The 22,044-nt window shown below is 73.0% G+C and carries 19 protein-coding genes; 14 read left to right on the top strand and 5 right to left on the bottom strand.

Annotated elements, in window-relative coordinates:
• The first annotated feature begins 93 nt into the window (after nucleotides 1–93).
• The 4 genes from ACZ3KP_RS11780 to ACZ3KP_RS11765 all read left to right on the top strand — a co-directional run bounded on the left by ACZ3KP_RS11780 (nucleotide 94) and on the right by ACZ3KP_RS11765 (nucleotide 5,075).
• Entirely contained in the window at nucleotides 94–1,365 is a 1,272-nt protein-coding gene (locus ACZ3KP_RS11780) for an MbnB/TglH/ChrH family RiPP precursor modification enzyme (protein WP_467498554.1), read from the top strand.
• A gap of 229 nt (nucleotides 1,366–1,594) precedes the next feature.
• Nucleotides 1,595–2,398, top strand: a complete 804-nt coding sequence (locus tag ACZ3KP_RS11775) for a DUF4142 domain-containing protein (RefSeq protein WP_467498552.1) — start codon at nucleotides 1,595–1,597, stop codon at nucleotides 2,396–2,398.
• 96 nt (nucleotides 2,399–2,494) lie between these two features.
• Nucleotides 2,495–3,274, top strand: a complete 780-nt coding sequence (locus ACZ3KP_RS11770) for a TIGR04222 domain-containing membrane protein (protein WP_467498550.1) — start codon at nucleotides 2,495–2,497, stop codon at nucleotides 3,272–3,274.
• A 154-nt stretch (nucleotides 3,275–3,428) separates the two neighbouring features.
• Entirely contained in the window at nucleotides 3,429–5,075 is a 1,647-nt protein-coding gene (locus ACZ3KP_RS11765; protein ID WP_467498548.1) for an alpha/beta hydrolase, read from the top strand.
• Between the two features lie 13 nt (nucleotides 5,076–5,088).
• Here ACZ3KP_RS11765 and hemQ read toward each other — a convergent pair whose 3' ends face one another.
• Together hemQ and hemG are read right to left on the bottom strand one after the other, a co-directional pair.
• The gene (hemQ, locus tag ACZ3KP_RS11760; protein WP_132890127.1) at nucleotides 5,089–5,820 is read right to left on the bottom strand and encodes a hydrogen peroxide-dependent heme synthase; all 732 of its coding nucleotides are present in this window, start codon (nucleotides 5,818–5,820) and stop codon (nucleotides 5,089–5,091) included.
• Between the two features lie 5 nt (nucleotides 5,821–5,825).
• A complete protein-coding gene (gene hemG / locus ACZ3KP_RS11755) occupies nucleotides 5,826–7,349 on the bottom strand; it encodes a protoporphyrinogen oxidase (protein ID WP_467498546.1) in 1,524 nt (507 codons plus the stop codon).
• A 154-nt stretch (nucleotides 7,350–7,503) separates the two neighbouring features.
• On the opposite strand from hemG, the gene ACZ3KP_RS11750 reads away from it, so the two are divergent.
• On the top strand, nucleotides 7,504–8,391 hold the full coding sequence (locus tag ACZ3KP_RS11750; RefSeq protein ID WP_467498544.1) for a DUF4349 domain-containing protein: 888 nt from the start codon (nucleotides 7,504–7,506) through the stop codon (nucleotides 8,389–8,391).
• Between the two features lie 37 nt (nucleotides 8,392–8,428).
• Nucleotides 8,429–9,847 (top strand): FAD-dependent oxidoreductase, encoded by a 1,419-nt coding sequence (locus ACZ3KP_RS11745; protein ID WP_467498542.1) that lies wholly within the window; start codon nucleotides 8,429–8,431, stop codon nucleotides 9,845–9,847.
• Here the strand turns inward: ACZ3KP_RS11745 and ACZ3KP_RS11740 are convergent.
• On the bottom strand, nucleotides 9,831–10,136 hold the full coding sequence (locus ACZ3KP_RS11740) for a hypothetical protein (protein WP_358976037.1): 306 nt from the start codon (nucleotides 10,134–10,136) through the stop codon (nucleotides 9,831–9,833). The two genes, ACZ3KP_RS11745 and ACZ3KP_RS11740, sit on opposite strands and share 17 nt — an antisense overlap.
• Before the next feature lie 118 nt (nucleotides 10,137–10,254).
• Here ACZ3KP_RS11740 and ACZ3KP_RS11735 point away from each other — a divergent pair, with 118 nt between their 5' ends.
• Complete coding sequence (locus ACZ3KP_RS11735; protein WP_467498539.1) at nucleotides 10,255–11,079, top strand: rhomboid family intramembrane serine protease; 825 nt, start codon at nucleotides 10,255–10,257, stop codon at nucleotides 11,077–11,079.
• A gap of 9 nt (nucleotides 11,080–11,088) precedes the next feature.
• Here the strand turns inward: ACZ3KP_RS11735 and hemE are convergent, their stop codons facing one another.
• Nucleotides 11,089–12,156: a uroporphyrinogen decarboxylase gene (hemE, locus tag ACZ3KP_RS11730; RefSeq protein WP_467498537.1), complete on the bottom strand. Its 1,068-nt coding sequence runs from the start codon at nucleotides 12,154–12,156 to the stop codon at nucleotides 11,089–11,091.
• Between the two features lie 105 nt (nucleotides 12,157–12,261).
• Here hemE and ACZ3KP_RS11725 point away from each other — a divergent pair, with 105 nt between their 5' ends.
• The 3 genes from ACZ3KP_RS11725 (at nucleotide 12,262) to ACZ3KP_RS11715 (ending at nucleotide 15,359) form a co-directional block, all read left to right on the top strand.
• Nucleotides 12,262–12,948: a DUF3000 domain-containing protein gene (locus tag ACZ3KP_RS11725; RefSeq protein ID WP_358976029.1), complete on the top strand. Its 687-nt coding sequence runs from the start codon at nucleotides 12,262–12,264 to the stop codon at nucleotides 12,946–12,948.
• A gap of 291 nt (nucleotides 12,949–13,239) precedes the next feature.
• A complete protein-coding gene (locus ACZ3KP_RS11720; protein WP_005481878.1) occupies nucleotides 13,240–13,899 on the top strand; it encodes a helix-turn-helix transcriptional regulator in 660 nt (219 codons plus the stop codon).
• A gap of 179 nt (nucleotides 13,900–14,078) precedes the next feature.
• Nucleotides 14,079–15,359 (top strand): HRDC domain-containing protein, encoded by a 1,281-nt coding sequence (locus ACZ3KP_RS11715; protein WP_467498534.1) that lies wholly within the window; start codon nucleotides 14,079–14,081, stop codon nucleotides 15,357–15,359.
• Nucleotides 15,360–15,429: 70 nt separating this feature from the next.
• Here the strand turns inward: ACZ3KP_RS11715 and ACZ3KP_RS11710 are convergent, their stop codons facing one another.
• Nucleotides 15,430–16,170, bottom strand: coding sequence for a TetR family transcriptional regulator (locus ACZ3KP_RS11710; RefSeq protein WP_467498532.1), 741 nt, complete (start codon nucleotides 16,168–16,170; stop codon nucleotides 15,430–15,432).
• Nucleotides 16,171–16,413: 243 nt separating this feature from the next.
• Here ACZ3KP_RS11710 and ACZ3KP_RS11705 point away from each other — a divergent pair, with 243 nt between their 5' ends.
• From ACZ3KP_RS11705 to ACZ3KP_RS11690, 4 genes are all read left to right on the top strand, one after another.
• A complete protein-coding gene (locus ACZ3KP_RS11705; protein ID WP_467498530.1) occupies nucleotides 16,414–17,481 on the top strand; it encodes an ATP-grasp domain-containing protein in 1,068 nt (355 codons plus the stop codon).
• Nucleotides 17,482–17,630: 149 nt separating this feature from the next.
• Nucleotides 17,631–18,848 carry a thiolase family protein gene (locus ACZ3KP_RS11700; protein ID WP_358987292.1) on the top strand — a complete coding sequence of 406 codons (1,218 nt, stop codon included), beginning with the start codon at nucleotides 17,631–17,633 and terminating at the stop codon, nucleotides 18,846–18,848.
• Nucleotides 18,845–20,974, top strand: a complete 2,130-nt coding sequence (locus tag ACZ3KP_RS11695; protein ID WP_467498527.1) for a 3-hydroxyacyl-CoA dehydrogenase NAD-binding domain-containing protein — start codon at nucleotides 18,845–18,847, stop codon at nucleotides 20,972–20,974. The genes ACZ3KP_RS11700 and ACZ3KP_RS11695 overlap by 4 nt, the downstream gene beginning before the upstream one ends.
• A 76-nt stretch (nucleotides 20,975–21,050) precedes the next feature.
• Nucleotides 21,051–22,040: an endonuclease/exonuclease/phosphatase family protein gene (locus ACZ3KP_RS11690; RefSeq protein WP_467498525.1), complete on the top strand. Its 990-nt coding sequence runs from the start codon at nucleotides 21,051–21,053 to the stop codon at nucleotides 22,038–22,040.
• Nucleotides 22,041–22,044: the final 4 nt, after the last annotated feature.

Below are 22,044 nucleotides of genomic sequence, written 5' to 3'. Positions count from 1 at the left end.
ACCTCAAATGTTGCTCTGAAGCGGCAGGCAACGAGGTTCGCGGGCGCGCTCCGGGGCCATATCCCCGTCACTCGGAGCAGGAGGGGGACGACCATGACCGTGGCACGGCTGGGCACGGGCATCGGCTGGCGGCCGGAGATCGCGGACGCCGTGGCGCGGATGCCGGGCGTCGACTGGGTCGAGGTCGTGGCCGAGAACACCTGCCCGGGGCACCTCCCCGAGCCGCTGCTGCGGCTGCGCGAGCGAGGGGTGACCGTCGTCCCGCACGGCGTCTCGCTGGGCCTCGGCGGCGTCGACCGGCCCGACGAGGGGCGGCTCAGGGCGCTCGCCGAGCGGGCCGAGGCGCTGGCCTCCCCGCTGGTCACCGAACACATCGCGTTCGTCCGCGCGGGCGGCCCGCGCACCGCGTCCCCGTCCCTCGAGGCGGGCCACCTCCTCCCGGTCCCGCGCACCCGGGACGCACTCGACGTGCTCTGCGAGAACGTCCGCATCGCGCAGGACGCGCTGCCCGTGCCGCTCGCCGTCGAGAACATCGCCGCGCTCATCGCGTGGCCGGGCGAGGAGATGACCGAGGGGCAGTTCCTGTACGAGCTCGCCGACCGGACCGGGGTACGGCTGCTGATCGACGTGGCCAACCTGCACACCAACCGCGTCAACCGCGGGGAGGACCCGGCCAAGGCCCTCTCCGAACTCCCCGTCGAGGCGATCGCCTACGTCCACGTCGCGGGCGGCTTCGAACGGGACGGCGTCTGGCACGACAGCCACGCCCACCCGGTGCCCCCGGCGGTCCTGGACATCCTGACCGACCTCGCGTCCCGGGTCGCGCCGCCGGGGGTCCTGCTGGAGCGCGACGAGAACTTCCCGGAACCGGCCGAACTGGAGGGCGAGCTGTCGGCGATCCGGGCGGCCGTGGCGGCGGGCGGGGCGGTGGCCGCCGCCGACGTCCGCACCGGCGAGGTGAGGCCCGTGGCCGCCGTCCCCGACGCCACCCGGCAGCGGGTCGGCCTCGCCCAGGCCGCGGTCCTGTCCTCGCTGGTCGCGGGGACGCCGGTGCCGGAGGGGTTCGACCGGGTGCGGATGGGGGTGCAGGCGCGGGCGCTGGCCGGGAAGCGGGCGGACGTGGTGGCGAAGGTGGCGCCGGAGCTGCCGGAGATCCTCGGCGAGGGGTACCGGGCGGCGTTCCTGGCCTACGCACAGGAGCGGCCGATGACAGGGGGGTACCGGCGGGACGCCCTGGACTTCGCGGGGCAGCTGCTGCGGGAGGGCGGGCCGGGGGACAGGGCGTCCCGCAGGCGGTTGCGGGCGTGGTGGCAGCACCGTGCGGGCCCGGCACCCCGCCGGACGGGGCTGCTGCGCAGGGCGTGAGCCGTGCGGGTGGGCCGGGGCCGGGCGCGGGAACCGCGCTCACCGGCGCCCGCCGGGTGGCGTCGAGGACACGGCTGTGCGGCGCGCCCTGAAGGGGCGCTGGGGGAGGAACTGCGCGACCAGCCCCCACGGCCCGCGCCCGAACACCGCCGACGCGCCCCCGGACGCCCCCTCGGTAATATGCCTAGCCCGCACAGTGGAGCCACCCCCGTGCGGTGCAGGAGGCACCATGCGAGCGCGTCCCCGGCCCCCCGTCCAGGGGCGAGGCATATTCAGCGGTACCGGGCTGATCGTCACCGGTCTCGCGGCGACCATCGCCGCGCTGGTCTTCCCGGTCTGGTCGTACGCCGACCGTGCGGACCCGACCGGCGCGGTGACCGTGCTCAGCGCGAAGACCGTGCCGACCCGGTACGGTCCGCTGTCCGAGCTGGACCGGGACTTCATCGTGAAGGTGCGGCTGGCCGGACTCTGGGAGCTGCCCGCCGGCGAGATGGCGGAGCAGAAGGGCACGACGGCGGCCGTCCGCACGGCCGGGCAGCACCTCGTGGCGGGGCACGCCGCCCTCGACGCCCGTGTCCGCGGTGTCGCCGCCCAGCTCGGCGTACCGCTTCCGAACCAGCCGAACGACCAGCAGCAGCAGTGGCTCGCCACCCTCACCGGCGCCCACGGCCAGGACTTCGACCGGCAGTTCGCGAACCTGGTGCGGCTGGCCCACGGCCGGGTGTTCTCCGTCGTCGCCCAGGTCCGCGCCGGTACCCAGAACACCCTGGTCCGCGCGCTCGCCGACGACGCCAACACCACCGTGCTGGACCACATCAAGGTCCTGGAGGCGACCGGGTACGTCGACTTCGCCGCGCTGGCGCGGCAGTTGGCGGTCACCCCCTCCCCCGCCGCCTCCCCGCAGGTCTTCGCGCCGAGCGACGCGATCCCGGTCGTACCGTCCCCGGCGCTGTCCCCGGCACCGTCGCCGTCCTCGCCGTACACCCTGCCCCCGGCCACCACCAGCCCGCCGCCGGCCTCCGACAGCCCCTGACCTGCGCGGCAAACGGAACGTCACATACCCACAACACTCGGTCCGGAATGTGAACAGGGCATGGCGATTCCGAGGACCCTGGCATAGAAACATGTCATGTTCTGGGTCCTCCTCCTGCTCCTGGCCTGGGCCGTCACCGGCACCGCCTGCACCCGGCTGTGCCTGGCCGCCGTACGGACGGCGGCCGCCGACGCGGACGCGGGCCGGGAACACGACCTGACGCTCTACGAGGCCGCGTTCCTGTCCGGAGGACCCGCGCGGGTCGCCGACCTGGCGTTGGTGTCGATGGCCCGGGAACGGCGGCTGCTGCTCGCGCACACCGGCTGGGCGACCGTCGTGGACCCGCGGGGGCGCGACGAGATGGAGCGGTCGGTGATAGGCGCCATCGGACCCGAGGGGCAGTCCCGGATAGCGCCGGTGCGCTCGGCCGCGGCCGACGCGGACGCCGTGCGCAGCCTCGGCGAGGAACTGGTACGGGCGGGGCTCGCGGTGCCCGAGGCGGCGGCGCGGACGACGGTCGCGTCCGGGGTCCGGCAGGTCCGGGCCGCCGCGCTGGCCGTGCTCGGCCTCGGCATGGCCGCCCTCGCCCTGCCCACCCCCACCGGGATGCCGCGCGACCTGGTCGCCGTCTGGTTCGCGCTGCCCCTCACCCTGACCCTGAGCTGCCTGGCCATCGCCCGGGTCGAGGTGCATCCGTACTCGCGCTGGGCCTCCCCGGCCGGGCAGCGGCTGCTCGGCGGGCTGCGCCTGCGGGCGGGCCGCACCGCCGACGACCGGTCGCTGCTGGCCTCCGTCGCCGTCCGGGGCGTCCGCGCGATCGGCGAACCGGAGCTGCGTGCGGCCTTCGCACACCGGGACCAGCCGCCTCGGGAGTGAGCGGGGGCGCATAGGGGGCATTGGCGCCGACACCGCCCGATGGTGCTTGCCTTCCCCGCCGACCGGTCGAAATATCCCTTTTATTGCTGTCGAGCAGACGCCGCGGTGCCCATGCCGCCACGCCACCGGCAGCCGTGCACCGAAGGGATACGCCATGAGAGCCCCCGTCCTGTACTCGGCAGCCGGGTCACTGCTCCTGACCACCCTGGCCGCCGCCCCGGCCGGGAGCGCCGATCGCGTCCCGGGCACGGCGGCGGCCGAACTGCGGGGTACCGCGGTGGCCGCCGCACGCGCGCGCACGGAAGGCATCGGCTTCGGCCGGTGCGCGGCCGACCTGGAGTTCCCCGACACCTTCCAGTGCGGCACGCTGAGCGTCCCGCTGGACTACGCGCACCCGGACGGCAAACGGATCAAGCTGACCGTCAGCCGGGTCCGGGCCACCCACAAGGACCCGCACAACAGCAAGCGCAGGGTGCCGAGGCAGGGCGCCCTGGTCTACGACCCGGGCGGCCCCGGCGCCTCCGGCATGGGCTTCCCGATGGTCGGCGTGCTGCCCGAGTGGAAGCGCATCGCCGCCGCCTACGACCTGGTCGGCTACGCCCCGCGGGGTGTGGACCGTTCGGCACCGCTGTCCTGTGTGGACCCCAGGCACTTCTTCAAGGCTCCCTCGCAGTCGCCGACGCACCCCTCCGAGGCGTACAAGAAGGCGCGGATCAAGGAGGCGCAGGCGTACGCCAAGGGCTGCCTGAAGCGGTCCGGGAACAAACTGCGCCACTACACCTCCCTCAACAACGCCCGTGACCTGGACGTGCTGCGCGCCGCGCTCGGCGAGCACCGGCTGACGTTCATGGGCGCCTCGTACGGCACCTACTTCGGCGCGCTGTACGCGACCCTGTTCCCCTCGCACGTACGGCGGATGGTGCTGGACTCGGCGGTGGACCCGGACCCGGCGCAGATCTGGTACCGGAACAACCTGCAGCAGTCGGCCGCGTTCGAGAGCCGCTGGGCGGACTACCGGGAGTGGATCGCCCGGCACGACGACGTGTACGGGCTCGGCGACACACCCGCAAAGGTGCAGGCGAGCTACGACCGGGCGAGCAGGCGGCTGGCGGCGAGGGCCGCCGGCGGGAAGGTGGGCCCGGCGCAGTTGCAGGGCGCGTTCCTGTCGGCCGGGTACTACGACGACTACTGGCCGAGCCGCGCCCTGGCACTGTCGAAGTACCTGAAGGGGGACGCGAAGCCGTTGATCCGGCTGGCCGCGCCGCCACCGGGCTCGGCCGCCGCGGCGGAGAACGGCAACGCGGTCTACACGGCCGTCGAGTGCAACGACGCGCCCTGGCCGGCGAAGTGGAAGACCTGGAACCGGGACAACACCAGGCTCGCGCGGGTGGCGCCGTTCGAGACCTGGGACAACGCCTTCATGAACCTGCCGTGCGCCTACTGGCCGGTGCCCCGGCAGCGGGCCCTCGACGTCCGCACGGGCCCCGGCGAGCTGCCCCCGACGCTGATCCTGCAGGCCGAGCGGGACGCGGCCACGCCGTACGCGGGTGCGCTGGAGATGAACCGGCGGCTCGCCGACTCGGTGCTCGTGACCGAGCGGGACGCGGGCACGCACGGCATCGGCGGCGGACCCAACAAGTGCGTCAACGGCTACCTGGAGGCCTACCTGCTGGAAGGCCGGCTCCCGCAGCGGCGCGCGTCCTGCGCCGGGCACCCGGAGCCGAGGCCGGCGGTGCCGGCCGGCCAGGCCGGGGGGAAGACCCTGCGGGACTCCCTGAAGGGCAAGGCCGGCCGGCACTGAGCCGCGAGCGGCCTCAGGCCAGGCCCGCGACCAGGTCCGCGATGTCCTTGCGGCGGCCCGTGTAGAACGGGACCTCCTCGCGGACGTGCCGGCGGGCCTCGGAGCCGCGCAGGTGACGCATGAGGTCGACGATGCGGTACAGCTCGTCGGCCTCGAAGGCCAGCAGCCACTCGTAGTCGCCGAGGGAGAACGAGGCGACCGTGTTGGCGCGCACGTCCGGGTAGCCGCGGGCCATCTTGCCGTGGTCGGCGAGCATCCGGCGGCGGTCCTCGTCAGGCAGCAGGTACCAGTCGTAGGAGCGCACGAACGGGTACACGCTGACGTAGTTGCGGGGCGTCTCGTCGGCGAGGAAGGCCGGGATGTGCGAGCGGTTGAACTCGGCGGGGCGGTGCAGCGCCATGTTCGACCAGACCGGCTCCAGGGCGCGGCCGAGCCGGGTGCGGCGGAAGAGGTTGTACGCCTCCTGGAGCTGGTCGCTGGTCTCGGCGTGCCACCAGATCATCAGGTCGGCGTCGGCGCGCAGGCCGGACACGTCGTAGGTGCCGCGGACGGTCACGTCCTTGGCGGCGAGCTGGTCGAACAGCTCCTGGACCTCCTCGGCGAAGCCGGCCCGGTCCTCCGGCAGCACGTCCTTCAGCTTGAAGACGGACCACAGGGTGTAGCGGATGACCTCGTTCAGGTCCTTGGCCAGCTTGCCCTTGTTCGGGATCCTGCCGGACTCGGTGGTGGGGGCGTCGTCACTCATGGTCCCTATTCTCCCGCTCCGCCGTGCAGACTCTGCACCGGGGCGGCCGTCAGCGCCTCCACCCCGCGCAGGTCGCCCGCCAGCTGGTCGACGGCCGCGTAGGCACTCGCGATGCAGGCGGGGATGCCGACCCCGTCGTACTGCGCGCCGCACACCGCGAGCGCCGGCAGCCGGGCGACGTGCTCGCGGATCCGGGCCACGCGCGCGTGGTGGCCGACGGGGTACTGGGGCAGGCCGCCGGTCCACCGGGTGACGCGGGTCTTCAGCGGAGTGGCGTCCAGGCCGGTGGCCTCGCGCAGGTCGTGCCGGGAGACGGCGACCAGGTCGGCGTCGTCGCGGTCGAGGACGGCCGTCTCGCCGTACCGGCCGACCGAGGTGCGCAGGACGACGACGTCCGGGTCCTCGTCGGCGAGCCAGCCCCACTTGTGGGAGGCGAAGGTGGACGCCTTGATGGTGCGACCGTCGACGGGCGGGACGAGGAACCCGCTGCCTGCGGGCAGCTCGGCGTCGGCGCGGCGGTAGGCCAGGGTGATCAGGGCCATGGAGGCGTACTCGACGGCGGCCAGCTCGGCCGCGGCGGCGGGCGCCTCGGCGCGCAGCAGGGCGGCGGCGGCCGGGGCGGGAACGGCCACGACGACCGCGTCGGCGTACAGCACCCGGTCCCCGGCGACGACCCGCCAGACGCCGTGCGCGTCCGCCGGGCCCGTCGGCTGCGGGCCGCCGACGGCCGGGCCCTCCGTCTCACCTGTCCCCCGGGGTGCCACCCGCCGCAGCTCCGTCACGGGTGTCCCGGTGAGGATCTCCCCGCCCCGCGCCCGGACCGAGTCGGCGACCGTGAGCGGGAGGGTGCCCACGCCGCCCTCGATACCCATGAACACCGGGCCCGTCTGCTGGTTCGCGGCCGCCTTCGCCTGGATCTCGCGGACGGCCAGGGTCAGCGAGTCGTGGGTCCTCGCGGCCTGGTAGAGCTGCGGGACCGCCGAACGCAGCGAGATGCGGTAGGCGTCGCCCGCGTAGACCCCGCCGAGCAGCGGCTCGACCAGCCGGTCGACCACCTCACGGCCCAGCCGCGCCGCCACGTACTCCCCCACCGCCACGTCGTCGCCGACCTCGGTGCGGGGCAGGTCGGCGTCGCGCTCGATACGGGCGAGGCCCTCCTCGGAGAGCACCCCGGACAGCGCGGCGGCGGTGCCGGGGACGCCCATGACGTGGCCCTTGGGCATGGGGCGCAGGGCGCCCCTGGTCCAGATCGAGGCGGTGGCGGTGGCCGGCGGCTGGAGCCGCTCGGCGAGGCCCACCTCGCGCGCGAGGGCGACCGCCTCGGGCCGGCGGGCCAGCATCGACTCGGCGCCCAGGTCGACGCGCACCCCCGCGATCTCGCCGGGCAGCAGCTTGCCGCCGACTCTCCCGGACGCCTCCAGCACGGTCACCCGCGCGCCGCGCGCCAGCAGCCGGTGGGCGGCGGCCAGCCCGGCGATCCCGGCTCCGATGACGACGACATGCCCCGTGCCCGTACCCGTTGCGCTCATGGCCCCACTCTCTCAGACCCCGCCGACAGCCCCGCCCCGGCCCGGTGACCCGCCCGCGTCCCGACCGTGACCACAACGGGACCGTGCCCGCCCAACGTTCCGCCCCGCCCCGGCGTCGAAGGGGCGTCAGTCGTCACGACCCCCAGGGGGAACCATGCGCCGTCCCGTACGACCCGCCCTCGCCGGCGTCCTGTTCGCCGCCGCCCTCGTCCTCACCGGCTGCGGCGCGGGCGGCACCGACGCCTCCGCCGGCGGCGCCAAGGCCGACACGGGCAGCGTGGCCCGGCAGGCGGCGGGGTCCGCCGGCGCCGAGGACGGCGGCGGCAAGGGTGCCGCCCGGACCACGCCCGACCTCACCGCCGACGACATCATCCGCACCGCCTCCCTGACCGTGCAGGTCAAGGACGTGCCCAAGGCCCTCGACGCGGCCCGCGGCACCGCCGAGAGCGCCGGCGGCTACGTCGGCGAGGAGACCACGAGCCGGGACCCCGCGGGGCACGAGCGCACCCGCGTGGTCCTGCGAGTGCCCACCGAGCGCTACGACGAGGTGCTCGGCGACCTCCAGGGCGCCGGCAAGCTGCTCGACCGCACCGCGAAGGCGCAGGACGTCACCGGCCGGGTGGTGGACGTGGAGAGCCGGATCAGGTCGCAGCGGGCCAGCGTCGCACGGGTCCGCGAGCTGATGGACCGCGCGGACAAGATCGGTGACGTGGTCACCCTGGAAGGGGAGTTGAGCAGCCGCGAGGCCGATCTGGAGGCGCTGCTCGCCCAGCAGGCGTCCTTGAAGGACCGCACGAGCCTGGCCACGATCACGCTGTCGCTCACCCGGACGCCGGCCCACCGTGCCGCCGGGGACGACTCGCCCGGCTTCGTGGACGCCCTGGCCGGGGGGTGGCACGTCTTCGTGACCATGCTGCGCTGGATCGCCCTGGCGCTGGGCGCGGCCCTGCCGTTCGCGGCCCTGGCGGCCCTCGTGGCGCTGCTGTGGTGGAAGGTGGTGCGCCGCCGCGGTACGACCGCCCGGCCCGGCAGCGACACCTGAGCGAACCCGAGGTGCCCGCGCCCCGTAGCGTGTTCGCATGAGCATGGACAGTGGGCGGGAACGACTGGTCGTGATCGGCGGTGACGCCGCCGGCATGTCCGCGGCGTCCCAGGCGCGTCGGCTGCGGGGACCTGACGAGTTGGAGATCGTGGCCTTCGAACGCGGCCACTTCAGCTCCTACTCGGCGTGCGGCATCCCGTACTGGGTCGGCGGTGACGTGGCCCAGCGGGACCAGCTGATCGCCCGGTCCCCCGCCGAGCACCGCGCGCGCGACATCGACCTGCGGATGCGTACCGAGGTCACGGAGATCGACGTGGCCGGGAAGCGGGTACGCACCCGTGCCGTCGATTCCGGCGCCGAGTCCTGGACGTCGTACGACAAGCTCGTCATCGGGACCGGGGCGCGCCCGATCCGCCCGGACATGCCGGGTGCGGACGCTCCGGGCGTGCACGGTGTGCAGACCCTCGACGACGGCCAGGCCCTGCTGGACACGCTGGGACGCACGCGTGGCCGGCGCGCGGTGGTCGTGGGCGCCGGTTACATCGGGGTGGAGATGGCCGAGGCGCTGATCAACCGCGGGTACGAGGTCACGGTCGTCAACCGGGGCAGCGAGCCCATGTCCACGCTCGACCCGGACATGGGCCGCCTGGTGCACAAGGCCATGGAGGGCCTGGGCATCACCATGGTCGACGACACGGAGGTCACCGGACTGCTCACCGGCGAGGACGGCAGGGTGCGCGCGGTGGCCACGGAGGACGCCGAGTACCCGGCGGACGTGGTGGTCCTCGGCATCGGCGTCCGCCCCGAGACGCGTCTCGCCGAGGCGGCGGGCCTGCCGCTGGGCCGTCACGGGGGACTGCTGACCGACCTCGCGATGCGGGTGCGCGGCCATGAGGACATCTGGGCGGGCGGGGACTGCGTGGAGGTGCTCAACCTGGTCTCGGGCCAGGAGCAGTACGTCCCGCTGGGCACCCACGCCAACAAGCACGGGCAGGTCATCGGCACGAACGTGGGCGGGGGGTACGCCACGTTCCCGGGTGTCGTCGGCACGGCGGTGAGCAAGGTCTGCGACCTGGAGATCGCCCGCACCGGCCTGCGCGAGAAGGACGCCCTGCGGGTGGGCCTGCGGTTCGAGACGGTCACCATCGAGTCCACGAGCCGCGCCGGCTACTACCCCGGCGCGAGCCCCATGACCGTCAAGATGCTCGCGGAACGCCGCACGGGCCGCCTGCTGGGCGTCCAGATCGTCGGAAGGGAGGGCGCGGGCAAGCGGGTCGACATCGCGGCGGTCGCCCTGACCGCCAACATGACGGTGGAACAGATGACGGCCCTGGACCTGGGCTACGCCCCGCCGTTCTCACCGGTGTGGGACCCGGTACTGGTGGCGGCCCGAAAAGCGGCGGCCAAGGTGAGCGCCTCGCAGGGGCCCGCGACAACGGTCAAGCCGTCCCGCTGATCCGCGGCAGAGAAGTGACCCCGGCCCCTCCCGGCGCAGCCGCGGCGGCAGCCTGCTGCTCGGCCCCGGGACGGGCGTGTGCCGCCGCGGGCCGGGTCGAGCGCAGCCGGTTGCTCACCGCCTCGTCCAGCGTCACCGGCCGCTGCATCTGCGCCGCCAGCCGCCCGGCCTCCTGACCGAGGCGCGCCACGTCCTCCCAGGGAAGCCGCACGACGAGGGAGAGCTCCGCCTCGCCGTCGGGCAGGGCCTGCATGGGAGGGAACGCCTGAGGAGCAACCCGCTCGTTCATCGCCTGTCCTTACGTCGCCTGAACCAGAAGTCGGTTGCACAGACATACGCACGCGGCCGGTGCGACGTTCACATGAACGCCCGGCTTTGGCCGGGCACTCCCTGGGCACTACTTAGCTGTGGTCATTCCCGTCCATGACGTCAACCCGGTGCGTCGCACGCCGTACGTGACGTACGCGCTGATCGCCGCGAACGTCCTCGTGTTCCTGTTCACCCCCGGCATAGCCGGCTCCGTGGCCGGCGGCAGCGACCTGGCACAGCTGTGCCACCTGCAGGCCTTCACGGACCACTACGCGGCGGTCCCCAGAGAGCTGATCCACCATCAACTGCCGCAGGTCGTACCGACCGGGGAGGTGGGCGTCGGCCGCCACGGTGCCGGCTGCGTCGTCGGCCCGCCGAACTACCACAAGTCGCCGGCGCTGTCCGTCCTCACGGCGATGTTCCTGCACGGCAGCTGGCTGCACCTGCTGGGCAACATGCTGTTCCTGCTGATCTTCGGCAACAACGTGGAGGACCGGATGGGACACATCCGGTTCCTCCTCTTCTACGTCTTCTGCGGCTACGCGGCCGGCTACGGCTTCGCGCTCCTGAACGCGTCCTCGGGCGACCCTCTGATCGGCGCGTCCGGCGCGATCGCCGGCGTCCTGGGCGCCTATCTGGTGCTCTACCCGAGGGCCAGGGTGTGGGTCCTGGTGCCCTTCCTGATCTTCCTGCCGCTACGACTGCCCGCCTGGCTGGTCCTGGGCTTCTGGTTCGTGCTCCAGGCCGTGTACTCGTCCGGGGAGGGCGTCTCGGACGCGGGCACCGTGGCGTACGCGGCGCACATCGTCGGCTTCCTGGTGGGCATGCTGCTCGCCTGGCCGCTCAAGCCGGGCACGCCCCCGCCGCCGGAGCCGCGCGGCCTGCTGTTCGGCAGGCGGGCACGGCCCCGGCACGGCTGGTAGCGGAACGGGTCAGCGGGCGCTCTGGGTGTGGACGTACTCCACGAGGCGGGTCAGGGCGTCCGGGTCGGTGGACGGCATCACACCGTGGCCCAGGTTGAAGACGTGCCCTTCGAGACCGGCGGCCGCGTCGAGCACCTCGCGGGCCTTGGTCTCCACCGCCTCCTTGCCGGCGAACAGGACGGCGGGGTCGAGGTTGCCCTGGAGCGCCTTGCCGGGGCCGACCCGGCGGGCGGCCTCGTCGAGCGGGACCCGGTAGTCGACACCGACGACGTCGGCGCCGGCCTCGCCCATGAGGCCCAGCAGCTCGCCGGTGCCGACGCCGAAGTGGATGCGCGGGACGCCGTACCCGGAGACCGCGTCGAAGACCTTCGCGGAGGCGGGGAGGACCGAGCGGCGGTAGTCGGCGGGGGCGAGCGCGCCGGCCCAGGAGTCGAAGAGCTGGACGGCGGAGGCGCCGGCCTCGATCTGCACCTTCAGGAACGCGGCCGTGATGTCGGCGAGGCGGTCGAGCACGTCGGCCCAGAGCTCCGGGTCGCCGTACATCATCGCCTTGGCGTTCTCGTACGTGCGGGAGGGACCGCCCTCGATCAGGTAGCTCGCGAGGGTGAAGGGGGCGCCGGCGAAACCGATCAGCGGGGTCGCGCCGAGCTCGGCGGTGAGCAGACCGACCGCCTCGGTGACGAAGGAGACGTCCTCGGGGGTGAGGTCGCGGAGCTGGGCGAGGTCCGCGCGGGTGCGGATCGGGTTCGCGACGACCGGGCCGACGCCGGGCTTGATGTCGAGGTCGACACCGATGGCCTTGAGCGGGACGACGATGTCGCTGTAGTAGATCGCCGCGTCCACGTGGTGCCGGCGCACGGGCTGGAGGGTGATCTCGGCGACCAGCTCGGGCCGCGTGCACGACTCCAGCATCGGGACGCCCTCGCGCACCTTGTGGTACTCCGGCAGCGAGCGGCCGGCCTGCCGCATGAACCACACGGGGGTGTGGGGCACGGGTTCGCGCCTGCACGCCTTCAGGAAGGCACTGTCGTACGTCGCTGTCGGCTGCTGGCCCGCGGGGCTTCCGTTCGCACTCACGACGGCAAGTCTCGCACGCCCCGCCGGCCGGGCCTGCGGCACCCTCGGGGCCTTAGGTGGTGTCTCTCCCTGCGCGAAGGCGTCGTTCCCCTTACTCTTCCCCGCATGGCTGCGGCTCAGGGACGACTGTCGGACGGCGCTGGCGGGATGGACGAGGGTAAGGGCACCGGGGAGGGTGACGGACATACGGGGAGTACGGCGCCACCGCCGCCGCCGGCCTTCCGGGCCGCGGTCGACGCGCTGCGCGGCGCCCGGCTGCGGCCGCAGGTCGAGGTGGAGCCGACGCCCGCGCCGCAGCGCCTCGCGCCGTTCGCGTACGCCGTCGAGGCCGCGGTGGTCGACGGCGACCAGGACCTCGCCGACGGCCGGCTGGTGCTGCTGCACGACCCGGCCGGGCACGACGCCTGGCGCGGTACGTTCCGGCTGGTCACGCTGGTCCGTGCGGAGCTGGAGCCGGAGATGGCGGCCGATCCGCTGCTGCCCGACGTCTGCTGGTCCTGGCTGACCGGGGCGCTCCAGGCCCGGGGGCTGTCGTACGGGGAGCCGAGCGGGACCGTCACGCGGGCGAGCTCGCACTACTTCGGCGGGCTGTCCGAACGCCCGGCCGCCTCGCAGATCGAGATCCGGGCCTCCTGGACGCCCCGGGAGGGCCGCACCGGCGTCCCGGACACCGCGGCGCACCTCGCCTCCTGGTGCGATCTGCTGGCGCAGGTGGCGGGGCTGCCGCCGGCCGGTCCCGGCGACGCCTCGGTGGTCACCCTGCCGCAGCGCCGCGACCCGCAGGCGCGCTGACCCCTCCCCGGGCACGCCGGCCCGTCCACGGGCGTCCCGTCGACTCACCCTCCATTGACCATCTCTTTGTCGATACGGCCACTTTCTGTCCCGTACCGCAACGGCCCGAACCGATTCGATCTTCGGATGATCGATCGCGTGTCCGAATTGCACGTATTGTTACTCACCAGATCGTGATCATTCTCTAAAGGCGGACGGGTTTGGTGCCGAAGACGACTGTGACCTTGAAAGCACGGTTCGTCCCGGCTTCATCCCCACAAGCCGGCCCCGTCCCCCCACCCAGGAGGCCTGGTGTCCGTTCTCCTAGAGCAGCCCGCAAGCCTGGTCGCCTACCGCCCGAACAAGCCCACCGCCATGGTGGTCGTGGCCGACCCCCGCGTACGTTCCACCGTCACCCGCCACCTGTGGGCGCTCGGTGTGCGCGACGTCATCGAGGCCTCGTCCATCGCGGAGGCTCGTCCCCGCATCGGCAACCCCCGCGACATCTGCGTCGCCGACGTCCACCTTCCCGACGGCTCCGGCCTGACCCTCCTGTCCGAGACCCGCGCGGCGGGCTGGCCCAACGGCCTGGCCCTGTCCGCGGCCGACGACATCGGCGCCGTGCGCAACGCCCTGGCCGGCGGGGTCAAGGGCTACGTCGTCACCGGCACCCGCACCAACATCGGGCTCCCCACCCGACCGGGTGCCGCCCCCATCGGTTCCGCCGCCCGCATGCACCGCCGTCCCCCGGGTGCCCCGAGCCACCCGGGTGGCTACCGCGAGCTCTCCGGCCGTGAGGTCGAGGTGCTCCGACTGGTCGCGGAGGGCCAGTCGAACAAGGCGATCGGCGTCTCGATGGGACTGTCCGCCCTCACCGTCAAGAGCCACCTCGCCCGTATCGCCCGCAAGCTCGGCACGGGCGACCGGGCCGGGATGGTCGCCGTGGCCCTGCGCACCGGCATCATCCACTGATCCTCGTGGATCCCGTCACGTGAACCGGGTCGGCCGCAGGTCCGGTGTCACGTCGTATCCCGCTGTCCCCCGTTCGTGCATCTGATCTTCCACCGACCTGACTGGTTTACGACCCCCCGGCGCCCGTCGACGGAACGTTCCGTCGACGGGCGCCGTCCACACACAGATACCCTTGACAGGTGACCGACGCCCAAGACACCGCAGCAGACAGTTCACTGCGCACCACCGGGGGCACTCCCCCGGACGACGCCGAGTCTTCTGCGACGGAGGCGCCGATCCCTCTGCTGGAGCCGCGCGAGGGCATTCCGCCCGTGGTCGCCGACGAGGCCGCGCTCGCGCGCGTGATCGCCGCGTTCGCCGCCGGTTCCGGTCCCGTCGCCGTCGACGCCGAGCGGGCGTCCGGCTACCGCTACGGACAGCGCGCCTACCTGGTCCAGCTGCGCCGTGAGGGCGCCGGGACCGCGCTGATCGACCCGGTCGCCTGCCCCGATCTCTCGGGCCTCGGCGAGGCGCTGGCCGGCGTCGAGTGGGTGCTGCACGCGGCCACCCAGGACCTGCCCTGTCTGCGCGAGATAGGCATGCTGCCCAGCAGCCTGTTCGACACCGAGCTGGCCGGCCGGCTCGCCGGGTTCCCCCGGGTCGGGCTCGGCGCGATGGTCGAGGGCGTCCTCGGGTTCGTGCTGGAGAAGGGCCACTCCGCGGTCGACTGGTCGACCCGCCCGCTGCCCGAGCCGTGGCTGCGGTACGCGGCGCTCGACGTCGAACTGCTGGTCGACCTGCGGGACGCCCTGGAGAAGGAGCTCGACCGGCAGGGGAAGCTGGAGTGGGCCCGGCAGGAGTTCGACGCGATCGCGGCCGCGCCGCCGGCCGAGCCCAGGAAGGATCCCTGGCGCCGGACGTCCGGGATGCACAAGGTGCGGCGGCGCCGGCAGCTGGCCGTGGTGCGGGAGCTGTGGGAGATGCGGGACCGGATCGCGCAGAAGCGGGACGTGTCGCCGGGCAAGGTGCTCAGCGACGCGGCGATCGTCGAGGCGGCGCTCGGCCTTCCGCCGAACGTGCACGCCCTCGCCGGGCTGAACGGGTTCGGACACCGGATGGGCCGACGCCAGCTGGAGCAGTGGCAGAGCGCGGTGGACCGCGCCAAGGCGCTGCCGGACGCCGCGCTGCCGCAGCCGGGTCAGCCGGTCACGGGACCGCCCCCGCCACGGGCGTGGGCCGACAAGGACCCCGTCGCGGCGGCCCGGTTGTCCGCGGCGCGCGCCGCGGTGTCGGCCCTGGCCGAGCGGCTCAACATGCCGCAGGAGAACCTGATCGCGCCGGACACCGTACGGCGGCTCTGCTGGGAACCGCCGCGGGTGGTGGACGCCGAGTCGGTCGGGGCCGCGCTGGAGGGGTACGGCGCACGACCGTGGCAGGTCGAGCAGGTGACCCCGGCCCTGGTGACGGCGCTGACCCCGTAGGTGTGCCGACCGACGGGGCGCTGAGCCGCTCCCGGCTCCGGGGCGCGGCCCAGGCCCGGTCCGGGCCGGATCAGTCCCCCGCGCCCCGGAGGGAGGACCCTTCCGGGTCCGGGTCCCCGTCGGGGGCGGCCTCCGGGTCCGGGTCGGGGGTGGCTTCGAGGAACGCCGTGTAGAGGTGTTTGCCCCGGGTCACCGAGAAGTCCATCTCCGGCAGTACCTCCGGGACCGCGATCGCGGTCACCAGGTTGCGGTACATGCGCGAGACCCGCGCCTCCACGTTCCCCAGGTGCCGGTCGAGGGTGTTCGAGATCAGCACCACCCCGGCCCAGTTCCCCGCGAGCTGGTAGGCCTGCTCCGCCACGTCGACGAAGGGTTTCAGCTCGCCGCGCCGCTGGGCCTCGGTGAGCTGCCCGGTGTTGAAGACGATCCAGTCCGGCCAGGGAGTGCCGTAGGTCTCCGGCGCGCTGCTGTGGAACGACAGCATCAGGGCGGCCTGAAGTGCGCTCTCGTGGGAGATCCGGTGCGCCAGGATCATGCCGATGTCGACCACTTCCTGGAGCTTGAGCCGCTGCTCCCGCAGCCCGTCCATGGTCAGCGTGTCCGTCATGATGGCGCTCGCCACGTCGAGCTTCCCGCCGGGGAAGTGCCGGTAGAAGGCTCCCTTGCTGGTGCGCGCCGCCGTGATCAGGTCGCTGACCGAGGCCCCTTCGTAGCTCTCCGCGACGAACAGCGCGCCGGCCGTGTCGAGGATGCGCTGCCTGGTGTCGAGGGCACGCTGTTGCCGACGTCGCGGCCTGCGCGGGTTGGTCATGCACTCTCCCGGATGGCTCCACCGATTCCCGGGCCAAGGAATACCAGACGGACGGGGCCCACGACCGACGCCTGCTTGACGCCACCGGACGGGCGTTCCAGACTTGGCGGCGGAAGAAGAGACCGTTCGGTCCCTTCTGGCATCGTACAGAGCAGAGCAGCATGGCGATTTCATCGGTATTCCAGGTGAGAGCTGCTGCGACAGACGGGACCGTTCGGTCCCGACCAGGCCGGGAGCACTGCAATGAGCGTCTCCGACACCGTCGGCACCGTGGCGGTGATCGCCCCGTACGACGCCGGCGACGCGTATCCGTTCGTGTACGCCCGGCACGGCTGGCGGACGGTGGCCGTCGTACCGGAGCACCGGCTGCGGCCGCCGGCGTACCGGAACGCCACGGTGGCCGCCGGGTACACCGGCACGGTCGTGCACCGCGGGGTACGGCAGACGGTCAAGGCGTTGCGGGCCCTCGGGGTGTCCGCCGTCGTGGCGGGCGGTGCCGGGGGCGTCGAACCGGCCGAGCGGATCGCCTGGCAGCTCGGCCTCCCCGGAGCGGATCCGGCCTCCTCCCCGCTGCGGTACGACCGCGGGGCACAGGCGGCCCGGCTGTCCCGGCTCGGGATACCCGCCCTGCGGGGCGTCCGTACGACCAGTCCCGCCGCCGCGGTGGCCTGGGTGCGGGCCTGTCCCCTGCCCGGCTACCTGCTCGCGCCGGCGACGGCCGGATCCCCGGTCGAGCCGGTGGAGTGCGCGGACGCGCCCCAGATCATCGCTGCCTGGCAGGCCGTACGGGACGCGGCCGTCCGGTACTCCGGCAGCCCGGACCTGGTGCTGACCGAGCGGCCGCCGTCCCGCCGGTGCACGGTCCGCACCGTCACCCGGCCGGGCCCTGACGGCCGCCCCGAACACGTCGTCACCGCGCTGCGGGCGCACGGCCGCACGGGTCACGGCCGACCGGACCGCACGGCACGGCTCCTCGCACACCGCACGGCGCGGGTGCTCGACGCGCTCGGCGTGGTCTGCGGTCCGGCCACCACCCGGTTCGCCCTCGGGGCCGACGACGAGCCGCTGCTGGTGGACTCGCTCGCCGCCGGCGCAGCCTCACAACTCCCCCTCTTCCCAGGACAGTCCATGACCGAATGGCCACCGCCCGCCACCGCCCGCCCCGCCGACGTGCCGCCCACCATGACGCGGAACGCCCGCATCCTGGAGCTGCGCACACCGCGCGAGGAGCCGTCCGTCCCGCCTCGGACGGCTCGTCTCGTGGCACCCCGCACGGCCGGGACGGTCGCGGAGGTCGAGATCACGCCATGATGAGGCGCTTCGGCAGAGGTCCTCTCGTGTGACCTTCGCCGCTCCCGCCGCCAGGGGTGGGCAGTCACGTTACTGATAAGTAGCATGGGGCTGAGCGCGCGCTCAGCGCGGCCGCAGCAGTGCAGACCCGCATCTGGAGGAGAGCCATCGTGCCTCGTACCGTCAGGGACGTCGTCTTCGTCGACGGCGTCCGCACCCCGTTCGGCAAGGCGGGCCCGAAGGGCATCTACCACGAGACCCGTGCCGACGACCTCGTCGTGAAGGCGATCCGGGAGCTGCTGCGCCGCAACCCCGGCCTGGACACCAAGAAGATCGACGAGGTCGCCATCGCCGCGACCACCCAGATCGGCGACCAGGGTCTGACCATCGGCCGTACCGCGGGCATCCTGGCGGGTCTGCCGCAGTCCGTGCCCGGCTACTCCATCGACCGCATGTGCGCCGGCGCCCTGACCGCCGTCACCACGGTCGCCGGCTCCGTCGCCTTCGGCGCGTACGACGTCGCCATCGCCGGCGGTGTCGAGCACATGGGCCGCCATCCGATGGGCGAGGGCGTGGACCCGAACCCGCGGTTCGTCAGCGAGAAGCTGGTCGACGAGTCGGCGCTGTTCATGGGCATGACCGCGGAGAACCTGCACGACCGATACCCGGCGATCACCAAGCTGCGCGCGGACGAGTACGCGGTGCGCTCGCAGGAGAAGGCCGCCAAGGCGTACGCCAACGGCAAGATCCAGGCCGACCTGGTGCCGATCTCGGTGCGCCGGACCAACCCGGAGGGCGGCGAGACCGGTTGGGGTCTCGTGACCGCCGACGAGCCGATGCGCCCGGGCACCACCCTCGAGAACCTCTCGGGTCTCAAGACGCCGTTCCGGGTGCACGGGCGGGTCACCGCCGGCAACGCGGCCGGTCTGAACGACGGTGCGACCGCCTCGCTCATCGCCTCCGAGGACTTCGCCCGCGAGAACAACCTGCCGGTGAAGATGCGTCTCGTGGCGTACTCCTTCGCGGGCGTCGAGCCCGAGGTCATGGGCTACGGCCCGATCCCGGCGACCGAGAAGGCCCTCGCGCAGGCGGGGCTGTCCATCTCCGACATCGGCCTGTTCGAGATCAACGAGGCCTTCGCCGTCCAGGTGCTGGCCTTCCTCGACCACTACGGCATCGCGGACGACGACGAGCGCGTCAACCAGTACGGCGGCGCCATCGCCTTCGGTCACCCGCTGGCCTCCTCGGGCGTGCGTCTGATGACGCAGCTGGCCCGCCAGTTCGAGGAGCAGCCGCACGTCCGCTACGGCCTGACCACCATGTGCGTCGGCTTCGGCATGGGCGCGACGGTCATCTGGGAGAACCCGCACTTCGAGGGGGACAAGTGAGCACCACCGCCGAGCTTCTGAAGCAGGCCTCCGACCTGTTCCCCGACGAGGTCGTGACGTCGGCGCACGTACGCCACTTCGACCTCCCGTTCGGGGCCGGCCGGTTCGCGCTGATCACCCTGGACAACGGCCTGGACCACACCAAGCCCACCACCTTCGGCCCCGCGTCGCTGGCGAACCTCAACACCGCCATCGACCAGGTGGAGAAGGAGGCCGCCGACGGCACGATCGTCGGTGTCGGTGTCACCGGCAAGCCGTTCATCTTCGCGGTCGGCGCCGACCTCAAGGGCGTCGAGCTGCTCAAGGAGCACGAGCACGCGCTCGCCATCGGCAAGGGCGGCCACGAGGTCTTCAAGCGCCTCGCGGGCCTCGCGGTGCCGACCTTCGCGTACTACAACGGTGCCGCGATGGGCGGTGGCGTCGAGGTCGGTCTGCACTGCGAGTACCGCACGGTGTCCAAGGCCATCCCGGCGTTCTCGCTCCCCGAGGTCTTCCTCGGCCTGGTGCCCGGCTGGGGCGGCTGCACGCTGCTGCCGAACCTGATCGGTGCCGACAAGGCCGTCTCGGTCATCATCGAGAACAGCCTGAACCAGAACAAGCAGCTGAAGGGCCAGCAGGTCTTCGACCTCGGCATCGCCGACGCCCTCTTCGCGGGCGCCGACTTCCTGGAGCAGTCGCTGATCTGGACCGCCCAGGTGCTGAAGGGCGACATCAAGGTGGAGCGCCCGGTGATCGACCGCGGCGAGGCCTGGGACCAGGCCGTCGCGCGCGGCCGGTTCGTCGCCGACTCCAAGGTGCACGGGGCGGCCCCGGCCGCCTACCGCGCCCTGGACATCATCGCCGCCGCCAAGAACGGCGACCTCCAGCAGGGCTACGACGCCGAGGACCAGGCCCTCGCCGACCTGATCATGGGCGGTGAACTGCGCGCCGGCATCTACGCGTTCAACCTGGTGCAGAAGCGCGGCAAGCGGCCCGCCGGCGCCCCGGACAAGAACCTGGCGCGCCCGGTCACCAAGGTCGGTGTCGTCGGCGCCGGTCTGATGGCCTCCCAGCTCGCGCTGCTCTTCCTGCGCCGCCTGGAGGTGCCGGTCGTGCTGACCGACATCGACCAGGAGCGTGTCGACAAGGGCGTGGGCTACGTCCACGCCGAGATCGACAAGCTGCTCGGCAAGGGCCGGATCAACCAGGACAAGGCCAACCGCCTCAAGGCCCTGGTCACCGGTGTGCTGGACAAGGCCGAGGGCTTCGCGGACGCCGACTTCATCATCGAAGCGGTGTTCGAGGAGATCGGTGTCAAGCAGCAGGTGTTCGCGGAGGTCGAGGCGGTCGCCCCGGCGCACGCGATCCTCGCCACCAACACCTCCTCGCTGTCGGTGACGGAGATGGCCTCCAAGCTGAAGAACCCCGAGCGGGTCGTGGGCTTCCACTTCTTCAACCCGGTCGCGGTCCTCCCGCTCCTGGAGATCGTGCGCGGCGAGAAGACCGACGACGCGTCCCTCGCGACCGCGTTCGCCGTCGCCAAGAAGCTGAAGAAGACCGCGGTCCTCGTGAAGGACGCCCCGGCGTTCGTCGTGAACCGCATCCTCACCCGCTTCATGGGCGAGATCCAGAACGTCATCGACGAGGGCACCCCGGTCGAGGTCGCGGAGAAGGCGGTGGAGCCCCTCGGCCTGCCGATGTCGCCGCTCGTCCTCCTGGAGCTGGTCGGTCCCGCCATCGGCCTGCACGTCTCGGAGACCCTCAACCGGGCCTTCCCGGACCGCTTCACCGTCTCGCCGAACCTCGCGGCCGTCGTCAAGGCGGGCAAGCGCGGCTTCTACGTGTACGACAGCGGGAAGCCGGAGCTGGACCCCGAGGTCGCCGCGCTGCTGAAGCAGGGCGACTCGGTCCTCAGCGAGGAGCAGGTCCGCGACCGCGTCCTGGACGCCGTCGCCCAGGAGATCGGGCTCATGCTCGACGAGGGCGTCGTCGCCGAGGCGCAGGACATCGACCTGTGCCTGATCACGGGCGCCGGCTGGCCCTTCCACCTGGGCGGCATCACGCCGTACCTGGACCGCGAGGGTGTCTCGGAGCGCGTGAACGGCAAGAAGTTCCTGGCCCCGGGCGTGGCGTCGGTCCCGGCGTAACGGCCGGTCAGCCGCAGGGGGCCGCCGCAGTGCTGCGGAGGCCCCCTGTCGTCGTTCCGGCAAAATGCCGGTTGTCATGAGGAAATCGAACACGCTCACAGGTCCGGTGTCCGGCCGGAAGGCGCTGCTCGCGGTCGTGGTGGCGCTCGCCGCCCTGGCCGCGGCCCTCTCCTGGCCGGACCGGAACGGGCACGGGCACACCGACCGCACGTTCCGCGTCTGGCAGTGGAACATCGCGGGCAACGCCCTGCACCACGGCGCCGTCGACGACGGACTGGCCGAGGCCGCCGTCGACTCCGTACGCCACCGCGAGGCGGACTTCGTCTCCCTCAACGAGGTCTGCCGGGGCCAGTTCGACCGGATGAGGGAACTCCTCGCCGGCAGCGGCTGGCCCAGCGGTGGCGGGACGTTCGCCCGCTTCGCCGCCACGCGTGCCGCGTCGCCCGGACTGTGCGGTGGCACCGGCGACTACGGCATCGCCCTGTTCAGCAGGGACCCGCTCGGCGCCTCGCGGGAGTACGTCCTGCCCTCCGACGGCACGGCGGAACACCGGCGGCTGCTGTGCGCGGCGCTGCGGGACGACCCCCGGATGAAGTTCTGCACCGTGCACATCACCACCAGCAACGCCGTGGTCTCCGGGATTCCGGACAACGTCCGGCAGCTCAGGGCGGTCCTGAAGGTCCTGGACGGCTTCGACGCGGCCGGTCAGGCGTACATCATCGCCGGCGACTTCAACGCCCAGCCCGACTACGCCCGGCTGAACGCGTTCTACGCTCCCTCGGCGTCCACGGCCGCCAACCCCGCGAACACGGGGAGCCACCGGGAACTGGACGACGCGGACAAGGCCCACTGTCCCGGGTACGGGGCGTGGACGGCGCTGGGGACTCCCGGCGGCGCGCCGCCCTGCGGGGGCCGTGCCAAGATCGATGAGATCTTCGTGCGGGAGTCGCGTCTGGCCGGGCCGTACGCGGCCGTCGCCCTGTCCGTCCCCACCTCGTGCCGGGGGCTCGTCCGGTGTTCCGACCACCGTGCTCTCGTGGGCACGGTGCGGCTGCGCATGCCCTGATCCC

The organism is Streptomyces sp. NPDC020958 (assembly GCF_055562175.1).
Note: the sequence above shows the minus strand (reverse complement) of the source record. Positions and strands in the feature narration are given on the sequence as shown.